15 protein-coding genes are annotated in these 17,806 nt (G+C 75.0%); all 15 read left to right on the forward strand.

Annotation, left to right across the window (positions count from 1 at the left end; genetic code table 11):
* Positions 1 to 243: 243 nt before the first annotated feature.
* On the forward strand, positions 244 to 1,953 hold the full coding sequence (locus tag ACPCUX_RS09420; protein WP_253705850.1) for a peptidoglycan D,D-transpeptidase FtsI family protein: 1,710 nt from the start codon (positions 244 to 246) through the stop codon (positions 1,951 to 1,953).
* Between the two features lie 115 nt (positions 1,954 to 2,068).
* Positions 2,069 to 3,724, forward strand: a complete 1,656-nt coding sequence (locus ACPCUX_RS09425; RefSeq protein ID WP_051028430.1) for a UDP-N-acetylmuramoyl-L-alanyl-D-glutamate--2,6-diaminopimelate ligase — start codon at positions 2,069 to 2,071, stop codon at positions 3,722 to 3,724.
* Positions 3,721 to 5,169: a UDP-N-acetylmuramoyl-tripeptide--D-alanyl-D-alanine ligase gene (locus tag ACPCUX_RS09430; protein ID WP_043657980.1), complete on the forward strand. Its 1,449-nt coding sequence runs from the start codon at positions 3,721 to 3,723 to the stop codon at positions 5,167 to 5,169. The genes ACPCUX_RS09425 and ACPCUX_RS09430 overlap by 4 nt, the downstream gene beginning before the upstream one ends.
* Positions 5,166 to 6,248, forward strand: coding sequence for a phospho-N-acetylmuramoyl-pentapeptide-transferase (mraY, locus tag ACPCUX_RS09435; RefSeq protein ID WP_021483305.1), 1,083 nt, complete (start codon positions 5,166 to 5,168; stop codon positions 6,246 to 6,248). Before ACPCUX_RS09430 ends, mraY begins: the two co-directional genes overlap by 4 nt.
* Positions 6,248 to 7,696, forward strand: a complete 1,449-nt coding sequence (murD, locus tag ACPCUX_RS09440) for a UDP-N-acetylmuramoyl-L-alanine--D-glutamate ligase (protein ID WP_396051293.1) — start codon at positions 6,248 to 6,250, stop codon at positions 7,694 to 7,696. Before mraY ends, murD begins: the two co-directional genes overlap by 1 nt.
* 12 nt (positions 7,697 to 7,708) lie before the next feature.
* Positions 7,709 to 9,055 carry a putative lipid II flippase FtsW gene (ftsW, locus tag ACPCUX_RS09445; protein ID WP_043657972.1) on the forward strand — a complete coding sequence of 449 codons (1,347 nt, stop codon included), beginning with the start codon at positions 7,709 to 7,711 and terminating at the stop codon, positions 9,053 to 9,055.
* Positions 9,056 to 9,182: 127 nt separating this feature from the next.
* Complete coding sequence (gene murG, locus ACPCUX_RS09450; RefSeq protein ID WP_423388609.1) at positions 9,183 to 10,331, forward strand: undecaprenyldiphospho-muramoylpentapeptide beta-N-acetylglucosaminyltransferase; 1,149 nt, start codon at positions 9,183 to 9,185, stop codon at positions 10,329 to 10,331.
* Positions 10,328 to 11,806, forward strand: a complete 1,479-nt coding sequence (gene murC / locus ACPCUX_RS09455; protein WP_423388610.1) for a UDP-N-acetylmuramate--L-alanine ligase — start codon at positions 10,328 to 10,330, stop codon at positions 11,804 to 11,806. Before murG ends, murC begins: the two co-directional genes overlap by 4 nt.
* Entirely contained in the window at positions 11,806 to 12,873 is a 1,068-nt protein-coding gene (locus ACPCUX_RS09460) for a cell division protein FtsQ/DivIB (protein ID WP_423388611.1), read from the forward strand. Before murC ends, ACPCUX_RS09460 begins: the two co-directional genes overlap by 1 nt.
* A 149-nt stretch (positions 12,874 to 13,022) precedes the next feature.
* A complete protein-coding gene (gene ftsZ / locus ACPCUX_RS09465) occupies positions 13,023 to 14,360 on the forward strand; it encodes a cell division protein FtsZ (RefSeq protein ID WP_061267589.1) in 1,338 nt (445 codons plus the stop codon).
* Between the two features lie 34 nt (positions 14,361 to 14,394).
* A complete protein-coding gene (locus ACPCUX_RS09470; RefSeq protein ID WP_423388612.1) occupies positions 14,395 to 15,201 on the forward strand; it encodes a polyphenol oxidase family protein in 807 nt (268 codons plus the stop codon).
* Between the two features lie 139 nt (positions 15,202 to 15,340).
* Entirely contained in the window at positions 15,341 to 15,826 is a 486-nt protein-coding gene (locus tag ACPCUX_RS09475) for a cell division protein SepF (RefSeq protein ID WP_137280340.1), read from the forward strand.
* A 151-nt stretch (positions 15,827 to 15,977) separates the two neighbouring features.
* A complete protein-coding gene (locus tag ACPCUX_RS09480) occupies positions 15,978 to 16,268 on the forward strand; it encodes a YggT family protein (protein WP_021482710.1) in 291 nt (96 codons plus the stop codon).
* 226 nt (positions 16,269 to 16,494) lie between these two features.
* Positions 16,495 to 17,169, forward strand: a complete 675-nt coding sequence (locus tag ACPCUX_RS09485; protein WP_034652912.1) for a DivIVA domain-containing protein — start codon at positions 16,495 to 16,497, stop codon at positions 17,167 to 17,169.
* Between the two features lie 138 nt (positions 17,170 to 17,307).
* Complete coding sequence (locus ACPCUX_RS09490; RefSeq protein ID WP_021482712.1) at positions 17,308 to 17,769, forward strand: TraR/DksA family transcriptional regulator; 462 nt, start codon at positions 17,308 to 17,310, stop codon at positions 17,767 to 17,769.
* The last annotated feature ends 37 nt before the right edge of the window (positions 17,770 to 17,806 follow it).

Consider the following 17,806-nt stretch of genomic DNA (forward strand, 5'->3'; position numbering starts at 1 on the left):
GGTGGTCCCGCGCCCGCGCGCGCCGCCTCGACGGGCACCACCTCGGCGCGCGCCACGTCCGGTCGTGCCTCGACGGCGCGCACCACGTCCGGTCGCACGTCGACCACGCGCAGCACGTCGGGGCGCGCCCCGGTGTCGCGCGCGCCGCGCGGCGCCGGCCGCCCGCCGTCCCGTCCGGCCCGGGGGACCCGCGAGCCGGGCCGGCCCGAGCGTCGGCAGCGCTGGCTCATCGTCGTGGCGGGCGTGATCACCGCGGTGTTCATCGCGCAGCTCGTCAACGTCCAGGTGCTCCGCGGGCCCGCGCTCGCGGCCGAGGCCCAGAACGACCGCACGCGCAGCTCGACGACGATCGCGCACCGCGGCGACATCACGGACGCCGACGGCGTGGTGCTCGCGACCTCGGTGGACCGGTACACCGTCGCGGCCGACCTCCAGGCGATCGCGAGCTTCGAGCCCCGTTCCGGGGACCTCGTCAACGGCGAGCCGCTCGAGGAGGGCGGCGCGGTCGGCGTCGCGAAGCTGCTCGCCCCGATCCTCGACCGGTCCGCGGTCGAGCTGGCGGCCGACCTCGTTGGCACGTCCCGGTACCTCGTCCTGGAGAAGGACGTCACGCCCGAGGTGCAGCGTCAGATCGCCGACCTGCGCCTGTCCGCGTTCGTCAGCACGACGATGACGAGCGAGCGCACGTACCCGGCGGGCACGGTCGCCGGCAACCTCGTGGGCTTCGTCAACGACGAGCAGACGGGCGGGGGCGGCATCGAGGCGTCGTACGACGACGTCCTGGCCGGGACGCCGGGCTCGCGCCGGTGCGAGGCAGGGCTCGGCGGACAGCTCATCCCGACGGGACGGTGCGACGTCGTCGAGGCGGTGCCCGGCCTGAACGTGCGCCTCACGACCGTGCGCGACGTGCAGTGGAAGGCGCAGGACGCGATCGACCGGGCGGTGAGCGAGACCGGCGCGGAGTACGCGATCGCCGTCGTGCAGGACGTCCGCACGGGCGAGGTGCTCGCGCTCGCGGACTCGGGCACGGTGAACCCGAACGACCGCTCGACGGACGCCGTCGCCCGCCCGAGCCGTGCCGTCGCGAACGTGTTCGACCCCGGGTCGACGGGCAAGGTCATCACGATGGCGGCGGCCATCGAGGGCGGCCACGCGGACGCCGGGTCGCGGTTCGAGGTGCCCGACCGCTACACGACCCCGAACGGTCAGACGTTCAAGGACTCGCACGACCACCCCGTCGAGCGCCTGACGCTCGCGGGCATCCTCGCGGAGTCGTCGAACACGGGCACGGTCCAGGTCGGCGAGAAGATCCCCAAGCAGGTCCGCTACGACTACCTGCGCAAGTTCGGCTTCGGGCAGAAGTCCGGCCTCGGGCTGCCCGGCGAGTCGGCGGGCATCCTGCACCCGGCGGACTCGTGGGACGGCCGCACGGAGTACGCCGTGCTCTTCGGCCAGAGCGTGTCGGTCAACGCCATCCAGGCGACGAGCGTCTTCTCGACGATCGCGAACGGCGGGGTCCGCACGACGCCCAGCATCGTCGCCGGGACGACGGACGAGCGCGGCGAGCTCGTGCCCGCGGAGCGCCCGGCGCCGGAGCGCGTCGTGTCGCAGGAGACGGCGGACACGGTGCTGCACATGATGGAGTCCGTCGTGGAGGAGGGCACCGGATCGAGCGCCTCGGTCCCCGGCTACCGCGTCGCGGGCAAGACCGGCACCGCGGAGGCGGCGGGCGAGGACGGGCGGCTGTCCGGGATCATGGCGTCGTTCATCGGCGTCGCGCCCGCGGACGACCCCCGGTACACCGTGTCGGTCTTCCTCAAGAACCCGCACTCGTCGATCTTCGGCGGCGTCGTCGCGGCGCCGGTGTTCAGCGAGATCATGGGCTTCACCCTCGAGCACGAGGGCGTCCAGCCGAGCACCGAGCCCTACGTGCCGCTCCCGACGACGTGGTGAACCTCACCGCCCCTCTCCCGGTCGCCGGTGAAGGTCCCGTGAAGCGCGCCCCGGCCCGGGTGCAGCGGCCCGCGGGCTTGCGGGGCGGCCCGTCCCGGCACGGTAGGTTCTACACGTGACATCCCCGATCGACCGTCTTCGCCCTGCCACGACCACCCGTCGGTCGGTGGCGGACCTGGCAGCACGGTTCGGGCTCGACGTCCGCGCGGGTGGCGCGGACGCCGCACCGGGCTCCGCCGAGGTGTGGTCGGTGGCGTCGGACGACCGCACCGCCGACGCGGGCGACCTCTTCGTGGCGCTGCCCGGCGCCCGGGCGCACGGGGCGCGGTTCGCGCCCGCCGCCGTGGGCCGCGGCGCCCGTGCCGTCCTCACGGACGCCGAGGGCGCCGACCTGCTCGCGGACGCCGGCCTCGACGTGCCGGTGCTCGTCGCCCCCGACCCCCGCGCGCTCCTCGGCCCCGTCGCGGCCTGGGTGTACGGCGCCCCCGCGCAGGACCTCACGACGTTCGGCGTGACGGGCACGAACGGCAAGACCACGACGACGTACCTCGTCGACCACGCGCTGCGCGCGCTCGGCTGGACGGGCGGCCTCATCGGCACCGTGGAGATGCGCTCCGGCGACCGGGTGCTGCCGAGCCGCCTCACGACCCCGGAGGCGGCCGACCTCCAGGCCCTGCTCGCGGCGATGCGCGAGGACGGCGTACGCACGCTCGCGATGGAGGTCTCGTCGCACGCGCTCGCGCTCCACCGCGTCGACGGGCTCGTCTACGACGTCGTGGGCTTCACGAACCTCAGCCAGGACCACCTCGACTTCCACGGCGACCTCCAGGAGTACTTCGAGGCCAAGGCGCTGCTGTTCACGCCCGAGCACGCGCGCCGCGGCGTCGTCGTGGTCGACGACGCGTGGGGCGAGCGCATGGTCTCGGCCGCGCGCGTCCCGGTCGCCACGCTGCGCGTGAGCCCGACCACGGCAGGCGACGAGCAGCCCGCGGCGGACTGGACCGTGCACGACGTCGAGCCGTCGGAGGCGGGCGGCTCGGCGTTCACGCTGCGGCACCGCGACGGCCGCAGCGTGCGCACGACGACGTCGCTGCCCGGGCACTTCAACGTCGCCAACGCCGCCCTCGCCCTGGCCCTCGTGCTCGAGGCGGGCACGGACGCGCGCGACCTCGAGACGGCGCTCGCGGCGGCCGGTGGGCTCGACCCGGCGGTCCCGGGCCGCATGGAGGTCGTCTCGGAGCCGCCCCACCGCCCGCGCGTCGTCGTCGACTTCGCCCACAACCCGGACGCTCTCGCCCTCGCGCTCGACGCGCTGCGGCCCACCACGCCGGGCCGGCTCGTCGTCGTGTTCGGCGCGACCGGCGACCGGGACCGCGGCAAGCGGCCCACGATGGGCGGCGTCGCGGTCGAGGGCGCCGACGTCGTGGTCGTGACCGACGACGACCCGCACGGCGAGGACCCGGCCGCGATCCGCGCGGAGGTGCTGCCCGGAGCCCACGCGGCGCGCGAGGCCGCGGCCGCCGCACCCGAGCCGCGCGACGTCGTCGTGCTCGAGGTCGCGCCCCGCGCCCGGGCGATCCGCGAAGCGATCCTCGCCGCGGGCCCGGACGACACGGTGCTCGTCGCGGGCCGCGGCCACGAGGTGTGGCAGGAGATCGCCGGCGTCGACCACCCCCTGGACGACCGCGTCGAGGCGCGGGCCGCGCTCGAGGAGCGCCCCGCGACGACGCCGCCCCACGACACCCCCGACCTGAAGGAGCACCACGCATGATCGAGCTCACTGCGGCGCAGGTGGCCGCAGCGACCGGCGGACGCCTGTCCGCCGACCCGGAGGTCCGGGTCGGGGGGCCCGTCGTCGTCGACTCGCGCCGGGTCGCGCCGGGGTCGCTCTTCGTGGCGCTGCCGGGCGAGCACGTCGACGGTCACGACTACGCCGCGGGTGCCGTCGAGGCGGGCGCGACGCTCGTCCTCGCCGCGCGCGAGCTCGACGTGCCGTGCGTCGTCGTGGACGACGTCCAGGCCGCGCTCGGCGAGCTGGCCCGCCACGTGCTCGCGACGCTGCGCGAGCGCGGCGACCTGCGCGTGGTCGGCGTCACGGGCTCCGTGGGCAAGACCACGACGAAGGACCTGCTCGGCCAGCTCCTGCGCCCCGAGGGCCCCACCGTGGTCCCGCGCGGGTCGTTCAACAACGAGATCGGCCTGCCGCTCACGGTGCTGGAGGCCGACGAGTCCACGCGCTTCCTCGTGCTCGAGATGGGCGCGAGCGGCGTGGGGCACCTCACCTACCTCACGCGCATCGCGCCCCCGGACGTCTCGGTCGTGCTCGTCGTGGGCAGCGCCCACCTGGGCGAGTTCGGCGGGATCGAGGCCGTGGCGCGCGCCAAGTCCGAGATCGTCACGGGCCTCGCGCCCGGCGGCGTCGCCGTGCTCAACGCCGACGACCTGCGGGTCGCGGCGATGGCCGACGTCGCGCCGGGGGAGGTCGTCACCTTCGGGACGATCCCCGCGGCGGACGTGCGCGCGGAGGACCTGGGCATCGACCGCACGGGCCGGGCCTCCTTCACGCTGCGCGTGCGCCCCGGCGCGTCGGGCGACGCGACGCGCGGCGAGGGCACGAGCGCGCGCGTGACCCTCGGCCTCGTCGGCGAGCACCACGTGACGAACGCGCTCGCGGCCGCGACGGCCGCGCTGCGCCTCGGCGTCACGCTGCCCGACGTCGTGGCCCGGCTGTCCGACGCGCGTGCCCTGAGCCCGCACCGGATGCAGGTCACCGAGCGTCCCGACGGCATCACGGTGATCGACGACTCCTACAACGCCAACCCGGACTCGATGCGCGCCGCGCTCAAGGCGCTCGCCGTCATGGCGGGGCGCGACCGGCGGTCCGTCGCCGTGCTCGGCGAGATGCTGGAGCTCGGCGAGGACTCGCGCGTCGCGCACGACGACATCGGTCGGCTCGTGGTGCGATTGAACGTCAAGCTGCTCGTCGTGGTCGGCGAGGGCGCCGGCGGGATCCACGACGGCGCGACCCAGGAGGGGTCGTGGGGCGACGAGACGCGCTTCGTCCCCGACGTCGAGGCGGCGTCCGCGCTGCTGCGCGACGAGCTGCAGGAGGGGGACGTCGTGCTCGTGAAGGCCTCGAACGGGTCCGGGCTGTGGCGGCTCGGCGACGAGCTGGCGGCCGCAGGTGCCGGTGCGGCAGGAGGTGAACGCGCGTGATCGCGATCATCGTCGCGGCGGGCGTCTCCCTGCTCGTCGCGCTCTTCGGGACGCCGCTGTTCATCCGGTTCCTCGTGCACCGCAACTACGGGCAGTTCGTCCGCCAGGACGGCCCGACGGCGCACTTCACCAAGCGCGGGACGCCCACGATGGGCGGGGTCGTCATCATCGGCGCGACGCTGCTCGGCTGGGCGATGTCGTACGTCGTCTCGGGCCGGTTCCCGAGCGTGTCCGCCCTGCTCGTCCTGTTCCTCATGACGGGGCTCGGGATCGTCGGCTTCCTCGACGACTTCACGAAGATCCGCAAGCAGCGCAGCCTCGGGCTCACGGCCCGCGCGAAGATCATCGGCCAGGGCGCGGTCGGCATCGCGTTCGCGGTGCTCGCGCTGCAGTTCCCCAACGAGCACGGCCGCACGCCGGCGTCGACGCGCATCTCCTTCCTGCGCGACACGAACCTCGACCTCGCGTTCGCGGGCGTCACGGTCGGGCTGATCCTCTTCGTGCTCTGGGCCAACTTCCTCATCACCGCGTGGTCGAACGCGGTCAACCTCACCGACGGTCTCGACGGGCTCGCGACGGGCGTCTCGCTCATCGTGTTCGGCTCGTACGTGCTCGTGGGCATCTGGCAGCTCAACCAGACCTGCCAGCGCCTCGCGTCGGCCGGGCCGAGCTGCTACGAGACGCGCGACCCGCAGGACCTCGCGATCGTGGCCGCCGCGATCGTCGGCGCGTGCTTCGGGTTCCTGTGGTGGAACGCGAGCCCCGCGAAGATCTTCATGGGCGACACGGGCTCGCTCGCGCTCGGCGGCGCGCTCGCCGGCCTGTCGATCCTCACGCGCACCGAGTTCCTCGCGCTCATCATCGGCGGCCTCTTCGTCATCATCGTGCTCTCCGACGTCATCCAGATCGGGTTCTTCAAGATGACCGGGCGGCGCGTGTTCAAGATGGCGCCGCTGCACCACCACTTCGAGCTGTCCGGGTGGGGCGAGGTCACGATCGTGATCCGCTTCTGGCTCATCGCCGGGCTGTTCGCGGCGCTGGGCATCGGGATCTTCTACGCCGAGTGGGTGGTCGGCTAGTGGCACGCGACCCCCACGACCTCGCCGTCCCGCTCGAGCGTGCGCGCGTCGTCGTCGCCGGCCTCGGGGTGTCCGGGCGCGCCGCCGCGGCGGCGCTCCGCCCGCGCGCGGCGTCGGTCGTCACGCTCGACGACGGCGCCGCCGACGCCGACCTGCACGACGCGGCGGACGTGGACCTCGCGGCGACCGACCTCGTCGTCGTCTCGCCGGGCTGGCGCCCGAGCCACCCGCTGCTCGTGGCCGCCGCGGAGCGCGGCGTGCCGGTATGGAGCGAGGTCGAGCTCGCGTGGCGCCTGCGCGTCGCCGGCCCGTCGGGGCGGCCCGCGCCCTGGCTCGCCGTCACCGGGACGAACGGCAAGACGACGACGGTCGAGATGCTCGAGACGATCCTGCGGACCGCGGGCCTGCGGACGGCGGCGGTCGGCAACGTCGGGACGCCCGTCGTCGAGGCCGCGCTCGACCCGACGCTCGAGGTGCTCGCGGTCGAGCTGTCGAGCTTCCAGCTCCACTTCACGCACACCACGTCCCCCGAGGCGGGCGCCGTCCTCAACGTCGCCCCCGACCACCTCGACTGGCACGGCGGGATCGACGCCTACGCGGCCGACAAGGGCCGCGTCTTCGAGGACGCCCGGGTCGCGTGCGTCTACAACGTCGCGGACCCTCGCACCGAGGCGCTCGTGCGCGAGGCGGACGTCGTCGAGGGGGCCCGGGCCGTCGGCTTCACGCTCGGCGCCCCGGCGCGCGGGCAGCTCGGCGTCATCGAGGACGTGCTCGTCGACCGCGCGTTCCACGCGCCCGCGGACGCTCCGGACCGGCACACGCACGCCGCCGAGCTCGCGACGCTCGGCGACCTGTCGCACCTCGCGGGCGCCGACGGCGTCGTGCCCGCCCACGTCGTGGCGAACGCGCTCGCCGCGGCCGCCCTGGCACGGGCGCACGGCGTCCCGGCCGTCGCGGTCCGCGACGGGCTGCGCGCGTTCCGCACGGGGTCGCACCGCATCGAGCAGGTCGCCTCGGTCGACGGCGTCGCCTACGTCGACGACTCCAAGGCGACCAACGCGCACGCCGCGTCCGCGTCCCTCGCCGCGTTCGCGCCCGGGACCGTCGTGTGGGTCGCGGGCGGCCTCGCGAAGGGGGCGTCGTTCGACGAGCTCGTCGCGGCGCGCGCCGACCGGCTGCGTGCCGTCGTGCTGATCGGCGTCGACGCGGAACCGTTCGCCGGTGCGCTCGCCCGACACGCGCCCGATATCCCCGTCGTGCGCGTGGATCCTGGCGACACTGGGACCGTGATGCCCCGCGCCGTCGACTCCGCCCGCCGCCTCGCGCAGGCCGGCGACACGGTGCTGCTCGCGCCCGCCGGCGCGTCGATGGACCAGTTCCGCTCGTACGCCGCGCGCGGCGACGCGTTCGCCGAGGCGGCGCGCGCCCTGCGCCCCGACCACGGGTAGGCCGGGCAGCCCATGACCCAGACCGCGAACGGGCGAGGCGCGCCCTCGACGCGCACCGTCCCCCGGGCCGGCACGAGCCGGACGGTGCCGCGGGGCCGGGCGACGACCCGCGAGCCGCGACGCCCGCGGCCCGAGCCCGCCGAGCGCCCGTGGCTCGGCCAGTGGAACAGCACGGTGACGAGCTACTACCTGCTCGTCGGCGCGACGGCGCTGCTCGCGATCATCGGTCTCGTCATGGTGTTCTCCAGTTCGGCGGTCACGCAGATCGCCGCGGGCAAGTCACCCTTCGGGGCGTTCCTCGAGCAGGCGAAGTTCGCCCTCATGGGCCTGCCCGTCCTGCTCGTCGCCACGCGCGTGCCGGTCGACTGGTACAAGCGGCTCGCGTGGCCCGCGCTCCTCGTGGCGCTCGGGCTGCAGATGCTCGTGTTCACGCCGCTCGCGAAGAACGTCAACGGCAACACGGGCTGGATCGACCTGAAGCTCTTCACGTTCCAGCCGGCCGAGGTCGCGAAGCTCGCGCTCGCGCTGTGGCTCGGTGTCGTGCTCGGGCGCAAGCAGCGGATGCTCGGTCAGTGGCGGCACGTGCTGATCCCCGCGGTCCCCGTCGCGGTCGCGGTCGTGGGCCTCGTGCTCGCGGGTCACGACCTCGGCACGGCGCTCGTCGTCATGGCGATCATCGCGGGTGCGTTCTTCGTCTCGGGGGCCGACGGGCGCCTGCTCGCCCTCGGGGCGGGCGGTGCCGCGTTCGTCGTCGGGTACGTGTTCATCCTCAACCAGTCGGGCGGCGACCGGCTCTCGCGCATCATGGCGACGTACCGCGAGTGCACCGACACCCTCGGCGAGTGCTACCAGTCGATGCACGGTCTGTACGCGCTCGGCACGGGCGGGCTCACGGGCGTCGGCCTCGGGGCGAGCCGCGAGAAGTGGTCGTACCTGCCGGAGGCGCACAACGACTTCATCTTCGCCGTGATCGGCGAGGAGCTGGGGCTGCTCGGCACGCTCCTGGTGCTGGGGCTGTTCGTCATCGTCGGCGTCGCCACGAGCCGGATCGTGCGCCGCCACCCCGACCCCTTCGTGAAGATCACGACGGCCGGGATCGCGTGCTGGATCGTCGGCCAGGCGTTCATCAACATCGGCGTCGTCATCGGGCTCCTGCCCGTGATCGGCGTCCCGCTGCCGCTCGTCTCGGCGGGCGGCTCCGCGCTCATCATGACGATGGCCGCGCTCGGCGTGCTCATCTCGTTCGCACGCTCGGAACCGGGCGCGGCCGAGGCGCTCGCCGCGCGGGGGAGCGTCGTGCGGCGCTCGCTCGCCGTCGTCGGCCGGGCGGCGCGCCCCCGGCGCCGGACCGCGCGATGACCTCCCCGGCCGTCGCGGCCGCTCCGGCCGCGACGCCGGACCCGTGGGGCGCCCCGTGCCTCGCACGACAGACCTCCGCACGACGGACAGGACGCGGCACCTGCCGCAGGGAAGGACGACGAGGTACGTGACGACGATCGGTTCGGTGGTGCTCGCAGGCGGCGGGACGGCGGGGCACGTGAACCCGCTCCTCGCGGTGGCGGACGAGCTCCGGGTGCGTGAGCCCGGCGTGGTGGTGACCGCGCTCGGGGTCGCGGGCGGCCTCGAGGACGACCTGGTCCCCGCCCGGGGCTACCCGCTGCGGCACGTGCCGCGCGTCCCGCTCCCGCGCCGCCCCAGCGCGGAGTGGGTCAACCTCCCGGGACGCCTCAAGTCCGCCGTGGACGCGGCGGGCGCCGTCATCGACGAGACCGGCGCGCGCGTCGTCGTCGGCTTCGGGGGCTACGTCTCCACGCCCGCGTACCTCGCCGCGCGCCGTCGCGACGTCCCGGTCGTGATCCACGAGCAGAACGCGCGCCCCGGCCTGGCGAACCGCCTCGGTGCCCGGTGGGCCGCGCGCGTCGGCGTGACGTTCGAGAGCACGCCGCTCAAGGGCGGCGTCGTCACCGGGCTGCCGCTCCGCCGCGAGATCCAGGACCTCGTGGCCGCGCGGGCGGCGGACGCCGCCGGGGTGCGCGCGGACGCCGCGGCGCGCCTCGGCCTCGACCCCCGCGCGCGCACGCTCGTGGTCACCGGCGGCTCGCTGGGGGCGCAGAGCCTCAACGAGGCGGTCTCCGGTGCCGCCGGCGCGCTCCTCGGGGCGGGCACGCAGATCCTCCACCTGACGGGCAAGGGCAAGGACGGCGCGGTGCGCGAGGCGGCGGCCGGTGCCGTCGCGGGCCACTCCGGCGCGCGCTACGACGTGCGCGAGTACCTCGCCGAGATGCAGCTCGCGCTCGCGGTCGCGGACCTCGTCGTGTGCCGCGCGGGCGCGGGCACGGTGGGCGAGCTCGCGGCGCTGGGCATCCCGGCCGTCTACGTGCCGCTGCCCATCGGCAACGGGGAGCAGCGGCTCAACGCCGGCCCCGTCGTCGCGGCGGGTGGGGGCCTGCTCGTCGACGACGCGCAGCTCGACGCGGCGTGGGTCGCGCGCGAGGTCCCGGCGCTGCTCGGTGACCCGGGCCGGCTCGACGCGATGGCCGCGGCCGCCGCGGGAGCGGGCGTGCGCGACGGCGCCGCCCGCGTCGCGGACCTCGTCGCCGAGGCCGTCGCCGGTGCCTCGGGGGCACGGCCGTGACGGCGGCGTCCGGCGAGGGCCCGCTCGCGCTCGAGGAGCTCGGCACGGTCCACCTCGTCGGCGTCGGCGGGGCGGGCATGTCCGTCGTCGCCCGTCTCCTCGCCGCGCACGGCGTCCCCGTCCAGGGCTCGGACGCGCGCGAGGGCGACGCGCTCGCCGCGCTGCGCACCGACGGCGTCCGGGTGTGGGTGGGGCACGACGCCGCGCACGTCGCCGGCGCGGACACCGTCGTGGTGTCGAGCGCGGTGCGCGAGACGAACCCCGAGCTCGCGGCGGCGCGCGCGGCCGGGCTGCGCGTGCTGCACCGCTCGCAGGCGCTGGCCTCGCTCATGGCGCGCGGCCGGTCCGTCGCCGTGGCGGGCGCGCACGGCAAGACCACGACGTCCGCGATGATCGCGACCGTCCTGCGCGGCGCGGGCCTCGACCCGTCGTTCGCGATCGGCGGCACGGTGCTCACCGAGGACGGCCCCGTCGCGGGCGGCCACCTCGGGTCGGACGTCCTCGTGGCCGAGGCCGACGAGTCGGACGGGTCGTTCCTCAACTACGCCCCCGACGTCGCCGTCGTCACCAACGTCGAGCCGGACCACCTCGACCACTACGGGTCGCGTGCCGCGTTCGAGCAGGCGTTCGTCGACTTCGCCGCGCGGATCGTCCCGGGCGGGACGCTCGTCGCGTGCGCCGACGACGCGGGGGCGCGCGCGCTCGCGTCGTCCCACGCCCGGGCCGGGGGAGCGGTGGTCACGTACGGCACGTCCGCGGACGCCCACGTGCGTGTCGCGGACGTGGCCCCCACCGACGAGGCGGGCCGACCGGGGGTGCGGGCGTGGCTCACCGGAACGGTCGGCACGGCGCGCCTCGACGGGCTCGAGCTGCTGCTGCGCGTGCCGGGGCACCACAACGCTCTCAACGCGACCGCGGCCGTCGTGACGGCGGTCGTGCTCGGCGTCGACCCGGCGGCGGCGGTCGCGGCTGCGCACGGCTTCCTCGGCACCGGCCGTCGTTTCGAGGCCCGCGGCGAGGCGGGCGGCGTGCGCGTCGTCGACGACTACGCGCACCACCCGACCGAGGTCGCCGCGCTGCTCGCCGCCGCCCGGCCCGTCGCGGCCGGTGGCCGGGTGCTCGTGCTGTTCCAGCCGCACCTGTTCTCGCGCACCGCGACGTTCGCCCGCGAGTTCGCGCAGGCGCTCGCCGGAGCGGACGAGGTCGTGGTCACGGGCGTCTACGCGGCGCGCGAGGAGCCGGACCCGGCAGTGAGCGCGCGCACGATCACCGACCTGGTCGACGCTCCCGGCGTGGTCGTCGCCGCGGTCGAGGACCGCGTCGAGGCGGCCCACCGCGTCGCGGACGCCGCCCGCCCGGGCGACCTCGTGCTCACGGTCGGAGCGGGGGACGTCACGGAGCTGGGTGCCGTCGTCCTCGAGCGCCTCCGCGCGCGTCGCGACGGTGCCCCGGCGCCCGGAGGAGGCGAGGCCTGATGCGTCCGCCGCCCCAGCCTCGTCCCGCCGCGCCGCGGCCGGGCCGGTCGGGCGCGGGCGAGCGGGCCGGACGGCCCGCGGCCCCGGACCCCGCGAAGCCGGCCCCGAGCTCCGCGAAGCCGGCCCCGCCCGCCGGCGCGCGCCGTGCGCCGGTCGAGGACACGCCGACGCGACCGGTGCGCCGCGTCGCGGCGCCGGGCTCCGAGCTCGTGCGCTCGTCGGGCGGCCGACCCGGCACCGGTCGTCCTCCGGCCGCGCGCGGTGGCGGCAGCCGGGGCGCGGGCCCGACGTCGGTCCCGCGCGGCGCGTCGGCTGCCCCGATCGGGGTCGTCTCGCACGGCATGGCCGAGCGGCTCGCCGAGCGCGACGCGATGCGCCGCCACCGCGTGCGCACGCGCGTCCTCGGCTGGGTCGCGGGGCTCCTCGTCGCCGCGGGGCTCGCGTGGGTGGCGTTCTTCTCGCCCGTGCTCGGCCTCGACCTCGACAAGGTCACGGTCTCCGGCGAGGGCACGGTGATCGACCCGCAGCAGGTCCGCGACGTCGTCGCCGCCGCGGACGGCGTGCCGCTGCCGCGGCTCGACACGGTCGCGCTGCGCGAGCAGGTGCTCGACCTCAACGGCGTGCGCGACGTCGAGATCCGGCGTGCGTGGCCCTCGGGGCTCTCCGTGCTCCTCGAGTCGCGCGAGCCCGTCGTGGCGGTGCCCGTGGACGACGGCTTCGCGCTGCTGGACGCGGACGGCGTCCACGTGCGCACCGACCCGGTGGTGCCCGAGGGGCTGCCGGAGATCGACGCGCCGCTCGACGACCAGGGGGCGCGGGCGCTCGACGCCGCGCTCGTGCTGCTCAACGCGCTCCCGGCGGACCTCCACGCGCAGGTCGCGGAGGTCTCGGCGCCGACGCGCGACGCGGTCCGCATGACGCTGCGGGACGGGGTCGTCGTCGAGTGGGGGAGCTCCGAGGAGGCAGCGCTGAAGGTGCGCGTCCTGCAGACGCTCCGGGCCGTCCCGGAGAACGCGGGCGTCACCGTGTACGACGTCTCGGCCCCGCGGCTCCCGGTGACGCGGTGAATGCGCGCGTGGCGATCCCCGACACGCGCGAGGCGGTCGTTGATGATGGGCACGTCGACACCTACGGTCGACCCATGAACGACCTGACATAACTATAACCCTCTACTTGAGGGTGAAGGTTCAGGGCTGACCGATCGAGAGGCATTGACGTGGCAACTCCGCAGAACTACCTAGCAGTGATCAAGGTGGTCGGCATCGGCGGTGGGGGCGTGAACGCCGTCAACCGGATGATCGAGGTCGGCCTCAAGGGTGTCGAGTTCATCGCCATCAACACGGACGCCCAGGCGCTCCTCATGTCCGACGCGGACGTCAAGCTCGACGTCGGTCGCGAGCTCACGCGCGGTCTCGGCGCCGGCGCCGACCCGGAGGTCGGCAAGAAGGCGGCCGAGGACCACGCCGAGGAGATCGAGGACGTGCTGCGCGGCGCGGACATGGTCTTCGTCACGGCGGGCGAGGGCGGCGGCACCGGCACGGGCGGCGCACCGGTCGTCGCCCGCATCGCGCGCTCGCTCGGCGCGCTGACCGTCGGCGTCGTGACGCGGCCCTTCACCTTCGAGGGCCGCCGCCGCTCGGTCCAGGCGGACCAGGGCATCGAGAACCTGCGCAACGAGGTCGACACCCTCATCGTCATCCCGAACGACCGCCTCCTGTCGATGTCGGACCGCAACGTCAGCGCGCTGCAGGCGTTCCACCAGGCCGACCAGGTGCTGCTGTCCGGTGTCCAGGGCATCACCGACCTCATCACGACCCCCGGTCTCATCAACCTCGACTTCGCGGACGTCAAGTCCGTCATGCAGGGTGCGGGCAGCGCCCTCATGGGCATCGGCAACGCGCGGGGCGACGACCGCGCGGTGCAGGCCGCCGAGATGGCGATCTCGTCGCCGCTCCTCGAGGCGAGCATCGACGGCGCCCACGGCGTGCTGCTCTCCATCCAGGGTGGTTCCGACCTCGGCCTGTTCGAGATCAACGAGGCGGCGCGTCTGGTCCACGAGGCCGCGCACACCGAGGCGAACATCATCTTCGGCGCCGTGATCGACGACGCGCTGGGCGACGAGGTCCGTGTCACCGTCATCGCGGCCGGCTTCGACGGCGGTGCCCCGCAGGTGCGGGGCGACGCGCGGGCGCTCGGCCAGGTGGCAGGTGCCCAGCGCCCCGCGACGAGCGCGATCCCGGTCGTGCCCGCCGCGCGGACCGTGCCGCCGGCACCGACGACGGGTGCGCACACGCTGCCGCGGCCGGTCGTGCCGATCCAGCCGGAGGCCGACGACGTGCCCGTCACGCTCGACGGCGGTCACGGCCCGGTGCCGGTGCAGCCGGTCGCCCCCGCCCCGTTCACCGTGGTCGGTTCCGGCGACGCCGGGAACCACAACGCGGAGGCCGTGCCGGGCGGGCAGAACGAGGGCGTCGACGTGCCCCCGCGGATCTTCGACGAGGAGCCCCCGCGCCGCAAGGTCGAGGAGCTCGACGTGCCCGACTTCCTCAAGTGACGGTGCGCGACCGCGTGGCGCGGTGCGGGGCCGCGTGAGCGCCGGGGCCGTGAAGGACGGGAGGGGCGGTGCCGACGGCGCCGCCCCTCCCGTCGTGCTCGAGGTGGACCTCGGGCCGGGGGTGCGCGCCGGCTTCACGACGCGCGACGGCGGGCTCTCGCCGGCGCCGTGGGACACGCTCAACCTCGGGCTGAACGTGACCGACGACGCCGATCGGGTGCGCGCCAACCGTGCGCGCGCGGCCGCGTGGCTCGGCGTCCCGGCGTCCTTCGCGACGCAGGTGCACGGCACCCGCGTCGCGACGGTGGAGCCTGTGCCGCGCGGTGCGGACCCCGTCGACACGGTGGGGGAGGCGGACGCCCTCGTCGCCGCGTCCCGCGGCGCGGGCCTCGGCGTTCTCGTGGCCGACTGCGTGCCCGTCCTCCTCGCAGACGCCGAGGCGGGCGTCGTCGGCGTCGCGCACGCCGGGCGCCGCGGCCTCGCGCACGGGGTGGTCGACGCGGCGTTGGGCGCCCTGGTCGCCGCCGGTGCGCGGGTCGACCGGGTGCGGGCCGCCGTCGGGCCGAGCGCGTGCGGGCGGTGCTACGAGGTGCCCGCGTGGATGCGCGACGACGTCGCGCTCGCGCGTCCGGCCACGTGGTCGACGACGTCCTGGGGGACGCCGGCGCTCGACCTGCCCGCCGGGGTCGTCGCGGACCTCGTCGCGGCGGGCGTGGCGGACGTCGTGCGCGTCCCGGCGTGCACGATCGAGGACGAGCGGTTCTTCTCGCACCGTCGGGCGGCGCGTCGTGGCACGACGACCGGCCGGTTCGCCGGGCTCGTGACGCTCACCGGCACCTGAGCGGGCTCGGTCCGACCTCCGCACGAGGTTGCGCACGCCGGGCGTGTCGTCCGGGGCTCGCCGCGCACCCTCGGTTAGCGTGAACGCACCGGTCCGACGGCCGGTGGACCGAGGATCGATCGAGGACGGAGCAAGGCCCATGGCGGGAGCGCTGCGCAAGACCATGCTGTATCTGGGCCTCGCTGATGATCGCGGCGAGGACGAGCAGGAAGAGTACGTCGACGAGCTCGACGAGACGGGGGCGGACGTGGCGCACGACTACCAGGCACCGGTGACGCCGCTGCACCGCGCGCTCGGGCCGCGCGAGGTGCCGCAGACGAGCATGTCGGCGGCCGAGCTGCGGCGGATCACGACGGTGCACCCGCGGTCGTACAACGACGCGCGCGTGATCGGCGAGGCGTTCCGCGGCGGCACCCCCGTGATCATGAACCTCTCGGACATGGACGACGCGGACGCGAAGCGCCTCGTCGACTTCTCCGCGGGCCTCATCTTCGGGCTGCACGGGGCCATCGAGCGCGTCACCAACAAGGTGTTCCTGCTCTCGCCCGAGCACGTCGAGATCACCGGCGAGGAGCAGGCCGCCGCGCCGGCCCCCGGTCGCGCGGGCTTCTACAACCAGAGCTGAGCGTGCGCGCGGCGCGGTGCACCCGCCGAGCACGCGCCGCACGCACGGAGGGACGGACGCGGTGACGCGCCCGTTCCTCCTGGGCGTCCGCCCTGGGCGTAGCGCGTGTCCCCGGCGGGGCCGGGGGCGGTGCGTCTGGCACAGTTGACCCGTGATCTGGGACCTCATCACAGGCATCGTCGGATTCCTGCTCTGGCTCTACCTGCTGCTGCTCATCGGTCGGCTCGTGTTCGACTGGGTGCAGTTCTTCGCGCGCGACTGGAGGCCCCGGGGGGTCCTGCTGGTGCTCGCCGAGGTGATCTACTCGGCGACGGACCCGCCCCTGCGCGCGCTGCGCCGGCTCATCCCGCCGCTCTCGCTGGGTCAGGTGCGCCTCGACCTCGCGTTCATCATCCTGTTCTTCGCGGTGACGATCGCGGCGCAGATCGTGTCCTCGCTCTGAGACGCACGTCACCCGACCAGGGTGTCCGGACGGCCCGTACCGGGCCGCTACGTCCGGTTCGCCCCGACCCCCACCGCACGCCCGCGCACGCTGCACGCCGTCGGCACGGTTCCGACGGCGCGCGACGGCGCGGCTGCACCCGCCCCTGAGGGCAATGTCCGCTACTTTGGAGTCTGGTGATCGCGAGGTCGCCCGGACCGACACGCAAACGCTATGAGGTGAACCGATGGCACTGCTCACTGCAGAGGACATCCTGAACAAGAAGTTCTCGGCGACGAAGTTCCGCGAGGGCTACGACGTCGAAGAGGTCGACGACTTCTTGGACGAGGTGGTGAGGACCCTCAACTCCGTGCAGGAGGAGAACGAGGACCTCAAGTCGAAGCTCGCTGCGGCGGAGCGTCGTCTCGCCGAGCTCAGCCGGGCCGACGCGTCCAGCGCTGCGGTGCAGCCCCCCGTCGTCGAGACGCCGAAGGCGCCCGAGCCGGAGCCGGAGCCCGTGCGCCCCGCCCCGATCTCGCAGGCCGTCGTCACGAAGAACGCGGCGGAGCCCGAGTCGGCGACGGGCATGCTCCAGCTGGCCCAGAAGCTGCACGACGACTACGTGCGCTCCGGCCAGGAGGAGGGCGACCGCCTCATCGCGGAGGCCAAGGAGGAGGGCTCGCGCATCGTGCGCGAGGCCGAGGAGACCTCGCACCGCACGCTCTCGCAGCTCGAGCAGGAGCGTTCGCTCCTCGAGCGCAAGATCGACGAGCTGCGGATCTTCGAGCGCGACTACCGCACGCGTCTCAAGAGCTACCTGCAGAACCTGCTGGGCGACCTGGACAACCGGGGCAGCGCCCTCCCGCCGCGCAGCAACGTCGGCGGGGCGAGCCGCACGAGCGACCTCGCTCCTGGCATCTAGCACCTGCGTCGACCGTCCGGCAGCGGCCGGTACGCCTCGCACCTGCGCCTTCACTCCCGCCTCGGCGGACCGGCGTGGTGTGTTGTGCGTACCGGCCGCTGCGTCTACTCTCGCCTGACTCGAACTTGGAGGGGCGACATGACCAAGCTCACCACCGCGGCCCGTTCGGCCGTGCGCGACCGTTTCCCGAACCTCGCGAAGGACGTCAAGTCCTTCCCCGTGCGCGACGGGGAGGAGCCCTGGACCCTGCGCGAGGCCGAGGAGCTCGCCGCGGAGCTGCTCGCCGAGAAGGAGCGGCTGGAGGGGGAGCTCGCCGTCGCGGACGAGGAGCTGTCGAACCTCCTGCGCCACTCCGGTGACGGCGCCGGCGACGACCAGGCCGACTCGGGGTCCAGCGCCCTCGAGCGCGAGCAGGAGCTGACGCTCGTCAACAACGTGCGCGACCTCCTCGCGCAGACGTCGCACGCGCTCGACCGCATCGCGGCCGGCACGTACGCGACGTGCGAGGAGACCGGGCTGCCGATCGGCAAGGCGCGCCTGCAGGCGTTCCCGCGCGCGAACCTGTCCGTCGAGGCCAAGCAGCGCGCCGAGCGGCGCTGAGCACCGGGCCGTCGCGGGGCCGCGTCGACCGGGGCGA

This window comes from Cellulosimicrobium sp. AB352 (assembly GCF_049538415.1).
GTDB classification, from domain to species: Bacteria; Actinomycetota; Actinomycetes; order Actinomycetales; family Cellulomonadaceae; genus Cellulosimicrobium; species Cellulosimicrobium funkei.